Origin of the sequence: Nocardia sp. NPDC052001, assembly GCF_040680615.1 — a bacterium.
GTDB lineage: Bacteria > Actinomycetota > Actinomycetes > Mycobacteriales > Mycobacteriaceae > Nocardia.
This window is the reverse complement of sequence record NZ_JBFAXC010000003.1, coordinates 498322-515401: the sequence shown is the minus strand read 5'-3', so window position 1 is coordinate 515401 and position 17080 is coordinate 498322. Positions and strand designations below refer to the sequence as shown.

At 62.8% G+C, this 17080-nt stretch carries 17 protein-coding genes; 1 reads left to right on the top strand and 16 read right to left on the bottom strand.

All coding sequences use genetic code 11. From position 1 onward, the window contains the following. Nucleotides 1-78: 78 nt before the first annotated feature. The 16 genes from AB0L82_RS17770 to AB0L82_RS17695 all read right to left on the bottom strand — a co-directional run bounded on the left by AB0L82_RS17770 (nucleotide 79) and on the right by AB0L82_RS17695 (nucleotide 16159). Nucleotides 79-1125 (bottom strand): hypothetical protein, encoded by a 1047-nt coding sequence (locus AB0L82_RS17770; RefSeq protein WP_364637066.1) that lies wholly within the window; start codon nucleotides 1123-1125, stop codon nucleotides 79-81. A gap of 16 nt (nucleotides 1126-1141) precedes the next feature. Beyond that, on the bottom strand, nucleotides 1142-2227 hold the full coding sequence (locus AB0L82_RS17765) for a hypothetical protein (RefSeq protein ID WP_364637064.1): 1086 nt from the start codon (nucleotides 2225-2227) through the stop codon (nucleotides 1142-1144). Nucleotides 2228-2237: 10 nt separating this feature from the next. Next, entirely contained in the window at nucleotides 2238-3272 is a 1035-nt protein-coding gene (locus tag AB0L82_RS17760; protein WP_364637062.1) for a hypothetical protein, read from the bottom strand. Nucleotides 3273-3296: 24 nt separating this feature from the next. Further along, on the bottom strand, nucleotides 3297-4919 hold the full coding sequence (locus AB0L82_RS17755) for a phage tail protein (protein WP_364637060.1): 1623 nt from the start codon (nucleotides 4917-4919) through the stop codon (nucleotides 3297-3299). Between the two features lie 237 nt (nucleotides 4920-5156). Continuing rightward, the gene (locus AB0L82_RS17750) at nucleotides 5157-6050 is read right to left on the bottom strand and encodes a phage tail protein (RefSeq protein WP_364637058.1); all 894 of its coding nucleotides are present in this window, start codon (nucleotides 6048-6050) and stop codon (nucleotides 5157-5159) included. Next, the gene (locus tag AB0L82_RS17745; protein ID WP_364637056.1) at nucleotides 6047-8494 is read right to left on the bottom strand and encodes a hypothetical protein; all 2448 of its coding nucleotides are present in this window, start codon (nucleotides 8492-8494) and stop codon (nucleotides 6047-6049) included. Before AB0L82_RS17745 ends, AB0L82_RS17750 begins: the two co-directional genes overlap by 4 nt. Nucleotides 8495-8548: 54 nt before the next feature. Beyond that, the gene (locus AB0L82_RS17740; protein WP_364637054.1) at nucleotides 8549-8857 is read right to left on the bottom strand and encodes a DUF5361 domain-containing protein; all 309 of its coding nucleotides are present in this window, start codon (nucleotides 8855-8857) and stop codon (nucleotides 8549-8551) included. A 68-nt stretch (nucleotides 8858-8925) separates the two neighbouring features. Next, nucleotides 8926-9216: a hypothetical protein gene (locus AB0L82_RS17735; RefSeq protein ID WP_364637052.1), complete on the bottom strand. Its 291-nt coding sequence runs from the start codon at nucleotides 9214-9216 to the stop codon at nucleotides 8926-8928. A 102-nt stretch (nucleotides 9217-9318) separates the two neighbouring features. Then, a complete protein-coding gene (locus tag AB0L82_RS17730; protein WP_364637050.1) occupies nucleotides 9319-9906 on the bottom strand; it encodes a hypothetical protein in 588 nt (195 codons plus the stop codon). 80 nt (nucleotides 9907-9986) lie between these two features. Next, nucleotides 9987-10424, bottom strand: a complete 438-nt coding sequence (locus AB0L82_RS17725) for a hypothetical protein (protein WP_364637048.1) — start codon at nucleotides 10422-10424, stop codon at nucleotides 9987-9989. A gap of 139 nt (nucleotides 10425-10563) precedes the next feature. After that, complete coding sequence (locus AB0L82_RS17720; RefSeq protein ID WP_364637046.1) at nucleotides 10564-10830, bottom strand: hypothetical protein; 267 nt, start codon at nucleotides 10828-10830, stop codon at nucleotides 10564-10566. A gap of 137 nt (nucleotides 10831-10967) precedes the next feature. Then, a complete protein-coding gene (locus AB0L82_RS17715) occupies nucleotides 10968-13940 on the bottom strand; it encodes an HNH endonuclease (protein ID WP_364637044.1) in 2973 nt (990 codons plus the stop codon). A gap of 3 nt (nucleotides 13941-13943) precedes the next feature. Next, entirely contained in the window at nucleotides 13944-14561 is a 618-nt protein-coding gene (locus tag AB0L82_RS17710; protein ID WP_364637042.1) for a hypothetical protein, read from the bottom strand. Between the two features lie 272 nt (nucleotides 14562-14833). Beyond that, the gene (locus AB0L82_RS17705; protein WP_364637040.1) at nucleotides 14834-15130 is read right to left on the bottom strand and encodes a hypothetical protein; all 297 of its coding nucleotides are present in this window, start codon (nucleotides 15128-15130) and stop codon (nucleotides 14834-14836) included. Further along, on the bottom strand, nucleotides 15131-15340 hold the full coding sequence (locus tag AB0L82_RS17700; protein WP_364637038.1) for a hypothetical protein: 210 nt from the start codon (nucleotides 15338-15340) through the stop codon (nucleotides 15131-15133). Nucleotides 15341-15748: 408 nt separating this feature from the next. Beyond that, the gene (locus tag AB0L82_RS17695; RefSeq protein WP_364637036.1) at nucleotides 15749-16159 is read right to left on the bottom strand and encodes a hypothetical protein; all 411 of its coding nucleotides are present in this window, start codon (nucleotides 16157-16159) and stop codon (nucleotides 15749-15751) included. Between the two features lie 301 nt (nucleotides 16160-16460). Between AB0L82_RS17695 and AB0L82_RS17690 the strand changes: the two genes are divergently transcribed. Further along, nucleotides 16461-17045 (top strand): hypothetical protein, encoded by a 585-nt coding sequence (locus AB0L82_RS17690; RefSeq protein ID WP_364637034.1) that lies wholly within the window; start codon nucleotides 16461-16463, stop codon nucleotides 17043-17045. Nucleotides 17046-17080 lie beyond the last annotated feature (35 nt).

The following is a 17080-nucleotide window of genomic DNA, read 5'->3' as shown; positions in this document are numbered from 1 at the left end:
CGAACAGCGGGCAGCCGGAAGCGGCGTACCTGAGTTGGGTGTGGCTCCGAAAGAGCCTGGGAGACAGTCGCGCCCGGATTACACCGGGTCGGCGTAGACGATTACCTGCGCGTCATTCGGCTTGACGAAATACCGTTCCGTGCCGATGCCGCGGCGCGCGATGACATACAGCGTGATGGTCTGGTTGGCGGGCACGACGCCGAAGGTTGAGTTCGGCAGCGCCACATACTGGTACCAGGGCGTGATCCACACGCTCGTGAAGTTCGGGGTGCTGGTGCCGGCGCCGAAACCGATGAGATCCCCGGTGGGTCCGCCGATGCGGATTTCGACATTGCAGCGAGATTTGTAGCGCGGGCCCTCGGTGCCGATATTGATCCAGCCCTCGACGATCGGCCGCCAATCCATGGATTGAGCCGGAATTGTCAGGGTGGCAAGCACTTTCGTGTCTTCGTTCAGTCCGGTACCACCGGCGAACTGGCCCTGGCCGATGGCCCAGGGGCCGCCCAGACGCGGGCTGGGAACGGGCACGAACTTCTGCAGTGCCACGCTCCAGGAGAGCACGACATCCTGTGCGAGCTGGTGTGTGTCGTCGACCAGGACATCGGCCGAATCCTGAATCCGCCCGGCCGCGCCCGCATCACCGGTGTCACCGGTGACACCGCGCGGGAAGGTGATCTCGACGCTCTGATTCGGTGCGGAGCCGATGATCCGAGCGCTCGCGGCGGAACCGGTCGCCCCGGCGACAGCGGATCCGCTGAGCCGGTTGGCTTTTCCGCGCACTCCCGCCTTGCCGAAGGCATTGGCGAACGCGACGAGTTCGAGTCCGGTCCAGTAGTAGACCGCGTTCTCGGCGATCACTCGCCACGCTTTGCGAGCATCGGCGGTGGTGAGGTTGAGCGCCTGCAAGGCGGCGACATCGGCCACATCGCCCTGCCAATCCCACGGCCAGGCCGCGTCACCCATGGGACCGGCGTCACCGGCCGGCCCCTGACGCAGTTCGATCAGTGCTTCGCGGTCGACATGTTCGACCGGATTCACGGTGTGCGGCAAGCCGATCGAGTCGGCGATACCCCGCATGGTGATCATGACATCGTCGTCGAAGACGGTATTGGGTTCGTTTGTCACAGCTGTTGCTCCAAACTCAGGCGGGTGTCGGCGCGAAACCGACCGGCTGTGCCCAGCAGATGATTTGAGCGACGCCCTGGTAGTAGAAGTAGTTGGAACCGCCGGTGATGCGGCGCAGCACGACGTACAGCACGGCCGGTTGACCGGCCGGAACCACACCCACGGTGCTGTCCGGGGTGATTCGCGCACCGAAGAACGGGTGAAAGTGGTTCGCGGCGTCGACGCCCGAGGGTGTTCCGGAGCCCAGCGCTACGATCTGACCGCTGTCGGAACCCAAGCGGACCTCGGCGTCGACGCGAGTGTCGAACGTCTGCTCGCCCTCCGCGGTCTGGACGTAGACGGAGCCGGCGATGACCGGGCGCCAGTCCACGTCCTGGGCCGGAATATTCAATCGCGCAACGGTATTCGGTGAGGTGCCGATGTTCATCTGGCTGGCTGCCCATGCCGGGCCGCCGTCCCATGCGTTGCCGTCCTGGAGCGACCAGGGGCCACGCAGCCCCGGATAAGGCCGCGGCCGCCATTTACCCGCGCCCGAATCCCATTGGGGCACAGCCTTATCGATATGTGGGCCGTTGAGGTAGTCGGGTGCGTTGCGAATCGGCCCGGGACTGCCCGGATCGCCCTTGCTGCCCTGCACTCCGCGCGGGACCGTCAGGTTCAGCACCAGATTCGGCGCGGTGCCGGTAATCGTGGCGAGTAGGTCGGAGCCTGCCGGTCCGGTGGCAACGGTTCCGATACTGACGGTGCACGACGCACCGTCCGGGCCGGGCGCGCCGAACGCGTCGACGAAGTTGTCGAACCCGGTGCCGTTCCAGTACACGAGGGTGTCGGTGGACAGCACCCGCCAGGCCTTACCCGCGTGTGCCACACCGAGTTTGGTGGACAAAGCGGATAGCGCGGCTTGATCCGCGATATCGCCCTCCCAGCGGAAGGCCCGGCACGGTTCACCGGCGGGGCCGGTGGGTCCCGGCGAGCCGGTCATCAGTTCCAGCGATCCGTCACGCGGTGTGGCGTGCATGGACTGGACCAGGCCGGGAGTGCCGATGCCCTCGTCGAGTCCGCGGATGAGGGTGTGTTCGAAGTATTCACCAATTGTGGACATGTCACCTCACTCAGATGGGTCGGGCGTAGACGACGAGCGATGCCCGGCTGGTCCGATAGCCGATCGCGCCGTTGCCGGTATCGCGTTCGACGGCGAGGACCAGGCTGGCGGGCTGTCCGGCGGGAACGACCGCGAAATCGGAAGTCGGCGATAGGGTTCGGGTGGACTGCTCATCGCGATAGGTCGGGATGATCGGCGAGTACAGGTACACGCCCGAGCCACCGGCCGAGGCGCTGACCACCTGGCCCTGCGAGTGGTACAGGCGCACGGCGACGCGCGCGGACTGCTGCCCGTTGTTCACCGAGTAGGTCGACATATGCCCGTACACGGCGGGCCGCCACGCGAACGGCTGCGCCGGGATCGTGAAGGTTCCGACGACGAACTGCGCGACCGCGGCTTCCTGATCCCCGCCGAAGTCGGATTCATACCAGGACCAGGGGCCGACAGCCAGCGGAGTCGGCATACCGCGGAACTTTCCGCTGGAGCGCTGGAAGGCGAAGACACCGCCGTGGGTGAGGCCGGAAGTCTGGTCGAAATCCTTCGCCTGGGTGATCGGCCCGGAGGCTCCGGCCGGTCCCTTCGCGCCCTTCGCACCTGCGGGCGCAGTCGAGTTCAACTGCTGTTGCGCCCCCGCACCGACGAATTCGACCGCAGGGGTGGTGAGATTCGGCAGATGCTTGGTCGGTGCCGCGGTGATCTGGTTGGCGTCCGCGACTGGCCCGCGCGCACCGACCGCGCCGGGTGAATGCTTCCACGCCGTGCCGGTCCATACGTCCATGCCATTGTCGTCGAGCCGATGCCACCACTTGCCTCGGTCCTCGGCATTCAACCCGGTCGGCCGCGCGGCCGTATTGGGGATCTCCCCCATCTTGCGAAAGGTACTGCGCGGGCGGCCGCGCTGCCCCTGCGCACCGGCGGGACCGGCGGGCAGCGGCAGGGCGGCGACATCGTCGGAGACTGAGACGGTCGCGTTGAGGATCGGCACGCCGTCGAGATCGAGCTGCCGATCCACGCTCAGGTGGGCGGGAAAACTGGTGTCCGCCATGGGTTTCACTCCTTCACGGGCGAATCAGAAGATGAGCAGGTCGAGGTCGGCGCCGACATCGGTGGACAGGTCCTTGATGGCGTGCGCGAAGCGGCCCAGGCGCTGCCAGGCTTTGACGATCGAGTCCTCTTCGTCCGAGCCGTCACCCACGGTGATCTGCCATTTGGACGCGGTTTCACGATCGTCGTGGAAGGTGAGTTCGGTGACGTAGTCGGTGAATACCGCCGGGCCGACGGCGAAGCCGATCTGATCGCCGAGACCGAAGTCGCGGCCGAGCAGGTAGGGGGCGTTGTCCTCGATGGTGACCTTGTGGCTGGTGTAGCCGCGGGTCAGGTGCAGGCCCTGCCGGGCGGCGACCAGGCCGTCGAGGTTGAACGCCTTGTCACTGCCGGTGATGTAGAGCTCGCGGAACGCATAGGGACCGGCGCGATCCACGCGTTCCATATCGCGGTAGACCATCCAGGCCAGGAAGACGTCGTTGAGCTGTCCACGATAGAGCCAGTCCAGGCCGATCAGGGATAGCAGGCCCTTGATGACCACCTCGATACCGGCATTGACCCAGCCGGGTGATCGGCCGCCGATGATCACATCGGTGGCGAGCGGTTTGTGCAGGGCGATTTCCGACGCACCGATGCCGGAGTATTCGCCCTCGAAGTACCAAACCCAGGGGAAGTTCCTGGTGGTGCCGAATTTGCCGGGTTGGCTGTAGACGGCCTCGTATTCGGTGGTGGAGTCGAAGCGCGGATAGCGAACCGGGGTGGTGCCGTCGTCGGCGAATTCCTCTATCCAGGACAGGATTCCGTCGAGCAGCGTGCCGGTTGGACCGGTGACGCCGGACTTGTCCACCGTCTCCAGCACCACGGTCGGCTGTTCCAGGAAGAACCAATCGGGTGCGGGCTGCTCGTCCTCGCCCGGCAGGAAGAAGCGGGCGGTGAGCATGACGCCGGAGTCCTCTAGCATCGGCTCGAAAAGCTTGTCCGCCATATCAAATCGCGCCGAGGCGGCGCTCCAGCGGCTGGTGTCGGTCGCGGGATCCACCGGGACGACCGCGACCGGGAACAGCGGATTGCCCACACCGCTCCACAGCGGATCGTCGGCGGTTCCCGGCGGCGCCCAGCCGGGCGCCTGCAACCGCATCAGATTCATCGTCAGATAGGTGGTGATGATGGTGCGTACCGGGCCGAAAAGGATGTGGTGGCGCGGGAACTGGGCCAGCACGGGCGCAAAGGGCGAGGCCCAGCAGCAGATCGTGGCGACATGATTCCAGGCGTGAATGGCCTCGATGTCCACGGTTTCGACACCGTTGTCGTCGCGCACCAGCGACGCTTTGGTGATGTACCCGTCCCACCGGAAACCCTTGGTGTTCACGGTGATCGGGATGGTGGCGTCCTCACCGTCCTTGTTGTTGAACAGGTGGTCGTAGTGCACCATGTCGCGCGGGCAGATCATCTTCAGACCGCCCGCGGCATTGCGCGGATAGGTGAATTCGAGGGAGAGGTAGTTGTGCTCCTCCCCCACTTCGCGCATGAATTTGTCCCAGTAGCGCACCAGCACTTCGGGATCGCGGGCCTGCTCCTGGTCGACGCGGAACGCCTCGTCCATGCGCCGGGCCTCGGCCTCCGGGTCCCAGTTCGGGCTGTCAGGCATCGTTACCGCCTTCCGTGGGGGTCTCTGGTGGATCAACCGGTGGGGTCTCGGGTGGATCCGGCGGGGTTTCGGGTGGTTCTACCGGCGGGGTTTGGACCGCGATTACGGCTCCGAACAAAGGCATCCGAATCGTCAAAGGTCGCGGCGAAAAAGGCTGATCCGCAAAGGGTTCGATGAAGTCGACGGGTGCCGGTCCCACACCGACCACGACCGGTTCGTCGCTCTCGGTGTCAGCCATCAGAACGGCCGCGAGGAACGGGGTGTGGTGGCGGCGATAATGCTCGAACCGAGTGAGCCGCCCTCCACCTTCACGGTGATATCGGTGGCGCTCCACGGATCCATGGGCGTCAGCCAGCGGCGACCGGCCAACTGCCCCCAGACATTTCGACCCTTCGGGTATTCACCGGAGTAGACCCGCGCGGTGCGATGCCGTGGATGGGTATCGATTTGCAGCGTCTCCCCCGCGACCAGCGTGGGTGTCTGCACCATGCGCAGCAGATCGCCGTCGCCCGGATCCAGAATGGACCAGCGGCCGGGGCCGTTCATGGTGTATCGCGGCCAGGCGGGCTGATCTGCCGCATTGCGCACGCGCACGATGCCCTGACCGACACCGGCGGTGTTGGCCCACACCGAGTTCTCCTGCAGATGATGTTCCAGCGGGTCCATCGCCATCGCCGACATCTTGTACGCGGCAACGGCATTCACCGCCGGATCGATACTCGACACCGGCTCCGGCGCGGCATCCAACTGCGCCTGCTGGAAGCGCCAGCCCTGATGCCGAGTGAAATACCCGACGGTCACCGGCTTATCGGTGGACCAGCCCCGGAACCAGGCGTCATGCACCGCGTGGAAGTCCCGGACCGGGTCAACACCAGTGTCTTTCGACGCGCCGGAGATGACGATCAGGAAATCCCATTCCTTCTTCGACCGCACCGAACGCTCGAAGGTCGCGCCGTCCTGTCGTGCGCCCTCGGTGATCAGCAGCTGGACGGGCGCGAACATGAACCCGTTCTGCTGGGACAGCCGCACGCCCTCGCGCCCGGAGTTGGGGCCGGACAGATGCCACACCCGGCCGTTCACATCCCACACCACGACCTTGGTGCCGTGGGTTTCCAAAAGTTGGTGGGTCATCGCCCCATACCTCCTCCGCGTTGCTGCGCCACAGCCCGGCGCCGGCGAACCCGCTCGGTCGCGATGGACGCGCTCTTGGGGTCTGTTCCGTTGAAGTTGTAGATATCGCCGCGCATGGTGCGCCCGCCCGGTCCGTCAGCCAGATCGGTGAGGCCGAAACCTGTTCCGACGAGCTCTTTCACGGCGTTTCCGGCCCATTCGATGGGGCGGGTGATTTGGGAGCTGATCATGCTTCCGGCCATGGAGCCCAGCAAGGAGCCGATGGCGGGACCGAGGGCCGCCGCCGGTCCGAGGAACGGAGCGATGGCCGTGCCGATCACTCCGCCGATGGTGCTTCCGGCTGTGGAGGCAGCGCCGGAGATCGCTCCGGTCAGGCCGCCGAGCAGGCCGTGCTGTTGCAGGCCGGAGATGCCGTATTCGAGCGCTGAGACACCTATCTGCTGTTCGTGACTCAGCTGGCCGCCACTCGAGGAGCCGCTCTGGCCGTTGGGGGTCCATTTGATGCCGAACGTGTTGCCGAGCCAGGTGCCGAGCGTATTGGTGTATTCGTGGTTCGGGTCGGCGGCGTTGTAGGCATCACCGATGGGCTTCATGAACTGTTCGGCGGCGGTCCGCACCATTTCCGGAGCGTTCTCGCCCAGAATCGGTTTGAGCAGCTCTCCGAGGTTGCCTCCGGCTTGGTTCGCGACGACCTGGAGCAGGTCACCGAAGTTGCCGGAGTTGGGGTTGTACCTGTGGCCGGTACCGACGAGGTCCTGTGCGCCCGCGGGATCGGATTTGCCCGTCAGGGTGTCGATCCAGCTCGTGCCCGGCACATCCCGGACCATTGGGCCGGTGCCGTCGTCCTTGAGGTACTGGCCGACCTTCATACCCTCGGGGATCTCAGATGTGAGCGCTCCCACCACATCCGAATTGGGCACCAAGTAGGCCCAGCCGGAAACCGGGTTGCCATTGGCATCCTGGCCGTTCAGATAGTCCCAGCGAGCCGACAAATCCGGGGTGCCGCCGGTGCCGCCACCCCCCGACCCACCTGCCGGACCCGCGGCGCCGACAACGGTGCTTCCGCCGCCACCGTCCCCAGTCGGTTCGGGACCTCCGGTGTCGCCGCCGGATGTTCCTGCACCGCTGTCGTTTCCACCACCGGTGGATGTTCCGCCACCGACAGAGGTGCCGCCGCCCAGGCCCCCGGTCGACCCGAGCTGACCACCTTCGGTTTTCACACTCATCGAAGCCGTGAGCGCACCGCCGAACTGCGATCCGATCAAGCGGCCGAGCTGCTCACCGATCTGCGGGGCGAGGTCACCGCCCGGACCCAACGCGGGTTTGATCGCATTCCCGAGCATCGACCCGAGGGTGCTGCCGGCCGCGGTCGCCGCACCGGCAATACCGGAGCTGAGAGCCTGTGCGAGCGAGGACAATTCGGCACCGGCACCGGCCGTGCTGGAGGCGCTTGACCCGCCGAACATTCCGAGAATGCCGGAGGGGGCCGCCTGCATCGATGCGGTCAGCCCGGACTGCGAGTCCGCCGAATCACGCGGCAGTGTCGTGGATCCGCCGGACCCCTGTCGAGGTGCGAGCAGACCGCCTGGCTGGAACATCGGTGCCAGTGCGGAACCGAGTGCGGCACCCGCCCACGCACCGGTATTCAGCGCGGCATTGCCGATATTCCCGATGCTGTCGGCGATGACGCCCTGGCCGAGCATGTCGCGCCAGTTCTGTGCGTCAGTCGCGGGATTGGCTGCGGGACCGCTGAATCCCTGCAGCATCCCGGCCAGGAATCGCGCCGACGGCACCCAGCCCGAGTTGATCATCTCGAGCAGCGGCAGGGTGTTGTCGACCGCCGACGCTCGGACGACATACTCACCGTCGGAGGCTCGCAGGGGGACGCCGTCGCCGAGCGGTCCGCCGGGTCCGCGCACCATTCCGGAGGCACGATTCCGGTACTCGGATTCGTCGATATATCCGCCGTTCGCGCGGCGGATCGGCTCTATGCCGAACGCTTCCGAATCATCACTCGACGAGCCGGATCGGTTCCGACTCTTCGCGGGGTTGAGCAGAGTGGCTTTCGAGCTGAATTTGACGATGCGGGTTTCGGTTTCGCGATCATCCGGTTCCGGGAGACCGCGCACCAGCTCGAGCGCCTGCGCGGCAACACGATTGGCGAAGAAGCTCGGCACATGTCCGAGAACTTCCTCGAACACGCGGGCCATGGCTCCAAACGGTCCGGAGCGACCCACGATAGAGTTGGAGACGCCGGAACCGTTGTCCGCGATCAGAATCGGATCGCTGTCGGGCAGTGTGATCAGCGAGGTTCCAGCGGTCGGCCCGCCTTCCCACAGCGCACCGCTGGGCAGCGTGACCTTCTTGCCAGGTCCGGGCTGCCCGCTGCTCGTCATCGCCAGAATGTCCGGCAGTGTCATCGCCGATGGGCGTTGCTTGTCCACAATTCATCCACTTTCTGAGCTGATTGCGCCCGAGCTCGGCCATCGGCGACGCGACTACTGGCTCCAGCCGAGGAATTCGTTGATCTGGTTGATATCCGTTGCCGTGCCGAGCTTTTCGCGACCGGATTCGAGGCCGGGGCGCGGAATCGGTTCCGGCCGATTGCGCCCGTGCCGGGCGTCGTCGCTCTTGGACCACACCAGCCAGCGCAGGCAGTCGGCCATATCGGCGAGCAGGTACTGGTCGAGTTGCCAGCGGCTGGTCTCGGCGTACATATCGCGGGTCAACGCCGAATCCGGCGGTAGGAACTTGACGATGGCCTTGAGGTCGCGCCAGCTCAGCTCATCGGTGCTGAGCTGGCGCAACCGCAGGCCGAGGGCAATCAGGTCGTATTCGATTGCCTCGGAATGCTCTTCGAGAAGAACATCGAGGCCTAGGATTCCCCCAGGCTGATCCCCGAGTGCGCGCGCCAGGCCTCCAGCAGTTCGTGGTAGGCGTCCGGATCCATATCGTCCAGGGCCGCAAGCGCTTCCGGTGTGAGAGTCAGTTCCAGCAGGGTGTACATCGCGTCCACGTCACCCAGGCGGCGGATGCGTCGCACCAGGCCCGGCTTGAGGTAGGACAGCGACGGCAACTCGATTTCGATGCCGTTCACCTTGTAGGAGAAGTCGTCCTTCACCTTGGTCGGGGTCGAGATGGTGATGGGGGCTTTCGGGGAAGTCATTGGTACACAGACCCTTTCGTTGATTTAGTGACAGGGGAAAGGCCCAGCGGCGACGAGCGGGCCTGCGCATAGGTGTGTAACCCGTCGCCGCTGGGGGTCTAATTAGGCGGTGGTGATGCCGTCGTCGAGGTAGCGGTACGCCTTGATACCGGTGTCGTCCTTGAACGCTTCGACGGTGATGGTGAAGCCGGCCAGCTCATTCGAGACGAACTTCTTCTCGGTGACGGCGGAGATCTGTGCGTTCGGAAGCACGATCCGCAGCTTCTTCTTGTCGTTCAGCATGTCGAAAACCCAAGCGCGGCGCGGCAGCACCGAACCGGTCTCGTTGATCTTCAGCAGCGTGCCGGTGGTGGCGGTGGCCGGGGTGACGGTCAGGTTGCCCGGACCGAACACCTCGCCCAGCACATCCTTGTCCCAGGCGGCGTAAAGGGTAAGCCCGAACCGCACCGAGTGCTCGGTCTGCAGCTTGGCGATGATGTCGGCGTTCCAGTCCTTGACCGTCTCGACCTTGCGCTCACCCTGGGATTCGATGCCGTCTTCGGAGACGTAACCCAGGGGCTTGAACGAGGCATTGATGACGTCGGCCGCGGTGGCCGGAAGCGCGGTGCCGATCGGGGCGACGAGAACGCCACCGGTGACCGCGAGGTTAGGAGTGCCGGAGCCGATGTACTTGCTGGAAGGCAGAGCCATTGTTGTTATCTCCCTTGGGATGTTGCGCAGGCCCTCGGGAATCGTGCTTATTCAGTTATCAACTCGCACCGCAGTGGGAGTTACGCGAGAACAGTGCCTCGCACAATCAAGTCGGTGACAATCGTGTACCGCGGGGCAGCGGTCACCGGATCGGTGTCGTTCTCCTCCCCCGCATCCTCCACGTAGTCACACCACACAGTGCCGATGTACCCGGGCGCGGCAGCGTTCACAATGCTGCGCACCAGCGCAGCCAGCCCCGCCGCATTCCCGGCATCATCAGAACACTCGAAGACAACCCGAGGCCGATCAAGCACCAACTGAGCGCCACGACGCCCAACCTGATCCTCGATATCCCCCCGAGCCTTGCGGTCATTGCGGCTCACCCGCACCATCCGCGTCGGCTTGGGATCCGGAACCCTCGAAACCGCCTTCGCAGTCTCGGATACCGCCGCAAATTGCGCGGTAAGAAAATCAGTCAAAGCCTTCTCGATATCAGGAAACACGATCCGTTCAGGCACCGAGCAACCTCCTTTCGGTCAATGGGAACTATTTTGAAGACAATCCGAGTTCATCGAGGCTCGACGCCGTCAGTCCCAATTCCGGATCAAGAACCAGGATGATGGTTGTCGAAGCGGACCGATTCGATTCGCATACAATTTACATCTGCGGCAATTCGACGAATGGAAATATATCGCTGAATTTCTGAAGAATATCGGAGCGATCTCGCAATGCCGCCAACGCATCAGTCGCACTTAGCGGCGCATCGTAAATATCGATTCCACGAAGGAATGCTATACCATACAGAGCTCGCTCTTCTTGATTCGAACACCCACAAGACGGCACAAATCCAATGCAATCGAATATCTTGGACAGATCATCATCGAACGTTGCCAGGTCAAAGATATAGCCTGGAATTGCATTCACATCATTTTCAATAATTATCCGATCGCACCATTTTCGAAGTTCAACCCTATCGATTGCCTCGCAGAAGATACAGTCGACTACAAACCCAATTATTGCGCAGTCATCTCGCGTTAACCCAGAAGACTCAGTAATTGAATTCACCTCCCATGACTCATTCCTTCGCCGCCGATATGACCGCTCTTACCGTGATACTTGGTTGGAACCAACTGCATCCTACCGACGTCTTGGTGGTGATGCCATGTGAAACCGCTGATCTTTTCAGCGCCGCTGTGAATCTGCCCCAACTGTACCGCATCGAACAATCCACCATCCAATTCGCCACGGACTATTGCCGCTGAAAGATCTCTAGATGCCATTCGCATCTGACCAGCATAGCTTTCAGCCCTGAAGGGCGCCAATGGCAGTCGCGTATCAAATGGGGCGACATGATCAAATATCGGAAACCCTCGGAAGTCATAAGGAATGCCGGTTCGAGGATGTTTTCTTCCGGCCATATGAACCATTCGACCATCTGCTTCTGGCACAGTTGTAGACGTGACGTTAGCGGATCCGAATCGATCCTCGAGCCACTGCCGCATTGCCCGTGCGCTATATGGCTCGTCACGCGCCGAATACGCGCCATGATTTTGAGGACTGCGAGGTGATGCGCTTCCGGGCGTTGAATGCGCCGGAGGAACGCCTCCAGATGACGCAGAGGAATCGAATCTTGTTGCTATCCAATTGCGGATAACATCCATGCTGCGGACACCAACACCTTGACCAGGCTCGTTCGGCTTCAAGAACTTACCGTCTAGCCAGTTACCGGAAGAGGCTCCTGCGTGGAAATCGGCGAATCCGCCAGCCACGGCCGGATGAAAACCGGCACGACCACCACGCAATACGTCGATTATTCCCTCGACTGCAGCGTCGATCCTGAAGTCGACCGTTGATCTTGCCCTGGTTACCGTCTCCCGGGTCGGCCAAGAAATCGCAGGAAGTCTGCCCTCTACGTTCAGCCGTCCCCATTCTCGACCAGTGACCGCACCAAATTGCTCGCGCACGGCGGAGCTTCTGATTCGAATATTCCGCATTACATCGGCCATAATTCGAGCAGGATTGGAGGTTGCTGATTCCGTCAGTGCATAATTAGCTCGTATACCAACGGCAGCGTTAGTCGCATCTAGCATTCCGGGCTTCGCAACAGAGGCAGCAGCACCCGCGCCTGTTCGCCCAGCACGGCCAAGCCCCTTCGTCGGAAGAAGCAAGGAACCAATACCAATAGTGGCGGTTCCAAGCGTCTCGGCCGGGTGGTTGGAGAATCCCGTCCAGTCGGTGCCTGAGAGAAGTTTCGAATTTTCGTTGAGACTGTTGAGCGCGGCATGCCAGGTGGTATCCCATGTTTTGCCCCAACTCTGCTGTCCTGTGATGGATTTATAACCACCATCAATGGTGCCTACAACTGTTGTGAGATCGGCATATAGTTTGCTGCCGATGCTTAGATCGAGTTGTTTGAATGCCTCGAGCCGGGTCGTCAGATTCAGGTCGTACCCCCAAAGCGGGGCGGCCTGGTTCAGGGCATCATTGACTCCAGTAAGTGCGCCAAATCCTTCGGCCAAACCCAAGAAGCTGTGAAGTGCTCCCTTACCGAAGTTCAATGCAGCTTGTCGTGACTTTTCGGCGCGGCTCCGAGTGTCGACCGGCTTGCCCTCCCAGTCGAGGACTAGAACGGTGCCGTTGCTGTACGAGATTCTTGTGTGACCAGCCTCGTGAGTAATGTCTCCGCGTAGACCGGTGATCGGGTCAACAATTGCCTCGCGAAGCTGATTGGACGGGTCCAGGTGGTATTCTCGCTGCTGTCTCGAGTACCATGCGTCCTTCGACCAACCGCCGGTTACCTGTCCGTTCGGTCCTATATCGAGATGGCCGAGCCAGCTTCCCTCTGAGTCATAGGTATTCTTTCCTCCGGAATAGGAGACGGTCTGTTTCCCAGTTTTTGGATCAGTCGAGACAATGACTTCTTTATGATTGCCATCCAGAAACCGGTCAGCCCATCGTCCGTACTCGTCGAGAATCTTCCCGCGACCATCCTTGTCGAGGAAGCCGACGAAATCGGAGCTAATGCCACTCGTATATCGGGTTGCGCGGGTGAGTATTTGATTGCCGAGCAGATCGCTGTGGGTGTTGTCGTACAGGCCAGTCCAGTTACGAACACCTAGGTCGTAACCCACCAGTTTTCCACTTGCGTCATATGACCCGGATTTCACCCATTCCCAGTTGGGTCCTACTTCGAAGGGTCGACCGAATCCTGACGTCGACATTCCCGGAGCAAAGTTGAGACCCCATCCACCCCGCCGCCAATCTGCGGTGCTGAAGAACGAGGAAAAGCCGTTGGGATCGTCTTGCCATCGCACATATCCTGGGCCGCCCTCAACTGCAGCTACTCGTGCCGTGTTGGTTACGACTTGCGTCGCAGTGACGACAACGACGATGTCAACGGTGTTCCTACCGTTGCCCGGTGGGATTGTGTATTTATAGGTAAGCCCCGTCTTCGGAACCACGACGTCCCAGCTGCTACCGACTTCATGACCACTTGTGTCGGGGAAGGCGAGCGGATCGACATTCTTGACGGTCACTCCGGGCTGCACCGGAGACGGAGATTCCAGCGGTGGTGTGGTTGGTTGAATATTTGCCCGTTGTATTTTGGCGTTTTGGGCTTCTTGCTCGAGGGCTTGCGGATTTGTCTGGGCCGGTGGAGCAGGGACCGTGTTCGGTTGAGCAGCCACGGTGGGTTGATCCTGCGTCTGCGGCTTCGGCGGATTCGGCACGGCCGGGATCGTCGGCACCGCCGGTGTTGTCGTAACCGGAGGCGTCGTCGTGATCGGTTGGTCGATAGGCGCAACGATTATCGGCGCGCCGGCTACAGCCAGCCCCAGGTCATTCGCATGGTTGATTCGCGTCAGCTGCCGAACGGCGTCCGCGCCAGATTCGACGGAATAGTTGTGGACTCTCCCGCCACCGCTTGCGGTGTTGAACGGATTGAACTGCGCGAGCCGGCTTTCAACCAGCTGGTTCCATGCCGCTGCCCGGGCTGCCACCCAACTTGGGGTATCGACGGTTGGAGCAATCGACATTGATCACTCCTCACGGGATGCGCGCGCCTCGTTGATGCGCTGGCGGAGTTGGTTGACCAGGGCGGCGTAGGCGTCGGTTTTGGTGGGGGCTTCGGTGGAGAGGCCGCGGGGGTGGGTGGCGGACCAGAAGCCTTCGTCGGTTTGTTTGACTTCGATGAGGTCGAGGTCGTAGAAGGTTTCGGGGTCGGGAACCGGCCAGTTGCCTTCGGGGTCTTTCGTGATGTGCATGCCGGTGTCGAAGGCGCCCGGGAGGCCGCCCGGGGTGGGGGCCCAGCGGATTTCTTCGAGGTCGGGATGGACTCGGACGCCGCGTTTTACGAGGTATTCGGCTACTCGGGTGGCCTGTTTGATGCTGGTGACGGTGGGGTCCGCCAGTTTGCGGCCTACCTGGCTGTGCCATTCGGGGAGGTGGATTACCGCGAGTTCCTCTGCGAGGGCGCGGACTTGGGGGTCCAGCTCTTCATCCGGCTTCGCCTCGGCGAGTTTGCCCGACAGCGTCTGCTGGAGCAGGGCGAGGAATTCCGGTGTGACCAGCTGACCGGTGTCGGTCTTCACGTATTCCGAGGAGGGGGCCGCGTGGTTGCCGAAGCGGACCGATTCGATGATTTCCTTGCCGGACATGGGGATTCGCGAGCCTTTCGGATGTGGGCATGGCTGAACGCCGGCCCTGTCCGGGCTCGGGATCACGTGGGAAGGTCCCGCCCCCGGGGAAATGGGGGCACCCGGGGGCGGGACCTATTGCGCCCCTGCGCAACTGGGAACGTCTACGACCGCGGACCACCTGCGGGAGACGGTGCGTCAGGGGCGGGCATGCGGCTGGCTCTAATCCCGCGTTGTACCTGTCGAGAGGTTTCGGGGGCTGGCCGCACGGGCTTCGATGACGGTGGGGACCGTCAGAGTTCTTCTTCGAGAGTTGCCGGTATCTGGTACTTGACCGGGGGCGGTTCCTGACCGGGGACGTGCAGGCGCAGGAAGATCAGCAGCTCGTCGATGTGACTTTGCAGGGCACGGATGAGGCGGATGGCGTCGCGGAAGCGGCGTTGATCGGTGGCGGCCTGATCCTCCAGTGCCGCAACACGTTCGCGGAGTTTGCCGACTTCGCGGGCCTGCCAGGCGGTGACCGCGCCGATGATTGTCGCCGCGGCCGCGCCGGTGGCTTGGACGAGATCGGGGCTGAGCCACTGCTGCATTCAGCCCTCACCGCCCGGGCGCTGTACCGGAGTCACCGCCGGCCGGATGATCAGACCCGCGATTACGGGAGTGAGCAGGCCGTAGAGCTGGAGCACCGCGTCGATCCAATCCGTATTCACTTGGTGCCCAAGGAAATAGGCGACGAGGCCGGTGATCGCGACGAGCACGGATCGCACCAGAGCGGGCTCGGGAACCCCATTGATTCGCATGAAATTCTTCCTTCCGGCAATGCCAACGGACCCCGATTGCCGCTCTGGAAGCAGGGTCGTGGGCGGGCTAGGCGAGCAGCTGGGCGACGGCGGCCAGCAACTTGACGACGAGGCCGCCGACGGTGATCCACTGATCCAGAGTGAGACCGAAAACCATTGCAATACCTCCTGATTCGACGGCTGCAGGCATGCTTCAACGACAGAACCCCCGATCCGACTGGCGGATCGAGGGTTCTGTTGGTTCGAAGACAGATGCTCTGAAGAGGGTGAAACCTCTTGCCGGAGAGCGAGTTTCCCGTGAATTCGGGATCAAGGCGCAACTGTGGCGCTGCAGATAGCTTCACTTAAGCGGCGACCAATGTCAACACCCTTCTCGAAAATTCATGAAAGACGCAGGTAGAAGGCCTACTACACGGCGTCGAGCGCATCGGCGATCTTGCGAGCCATCGCATTCACGACGGGACTCGGGGCACCCTTGCGCGAGTGAACCGCGGCCTCGACCGCGACCAGCACCGTGCTGCGGAAGTTGTCGGCCTCAGCCGGCGATTGCCGCTCCAGGATCGCCATCGCCGCGGTCAGGTTGGGGAACACATGCTCGGCGAACTCGGCAACGGTCTTGCCCGGCAGCACAATGTCCCTGGACTTGGCAGACAGCACATGGCCAACCACTCCGGTAGCCGAAGTCAGCGCGATTGAAGCCTGCGCATTGCCCTTGGCGCCGGCCGCGGCCAGCAGAGAAACCGCGCCGTATGCCGCGCTGCGAAGAACGCTCTTGTCCTGGTCGGTCAGGGTGACGGTGGCGATGGTGGTGACAGACATTTCGTGTACTCCTCGAAATCGTTTGTGGCGCTTGCCCGAACCGGATTGGCCCGGCCGCTTTGTTCGATGTACACACTTTGTCCGACCCCGCTGACATCACCCTGACGCCCGGCTGACATGTCGACTGACACCGTGAAGCCTCCCGTGACAGCCACTGGACCCTGCCCGAATCCGCTGGAATACAGGTTCGATGGCTGAAGCTGACAGACCGCGTGCTCTCCAGTTGCTCCAGGAAGCCCTCAGCCGGGTTATGGCACAACCGAATTCCGGGTTGTCGGACCCTTCTGAGAAGCTCTGCGGCATGAGTTCGAGATCGTCGGCGGATGCGGCGGGCAACAGTGTGTTCACGGCGGTTACCGGGTCGGGGATGCTTGCGCTTTGGGATCCGGTCAGCTTCGCGCACGTCGTGGATTACGACGGGTGGGAGGTGGAGTTGCTCGAGGATGAGCCGGTTGGGGAGCATATTCAGACTGGGAAGCTGGTTCCGCTGAATATCTTGGCCGACGGGCGATTCGGGGTGCTGGTGCGGGTGGACGCCACCGGTGCGGCCGAGCTCACCGCGCGGGAGCGCAAGTATCTGCAGGAGTCTTCGGAGCCGTATCTGTTCCGGTCCACGGGGACTGCCAAGGTGAGTGGGATCGAGAGTGTCGGCGCTTTCGACGATACCGAGGCGTCGGTGGCGGACATGGTTCCCACCGAGATCGACCTGCCCGCTGGGGATTACGCCGTGACGGTGCACCTCCTCGATTGGGAGGCGGAACCCGGGGCCATGGATGACGAGGGCGACGCCACCCCGTCCGCACTTCCCGACTTCGTCGTACTGATCGAACCCGCGGCCGGGCATTCATTCAGAACCGCGATCGAGACCTTCGACGACCTCGACTGAAACACGACTGAGCCGTACCACGGGTCCTCATCGGG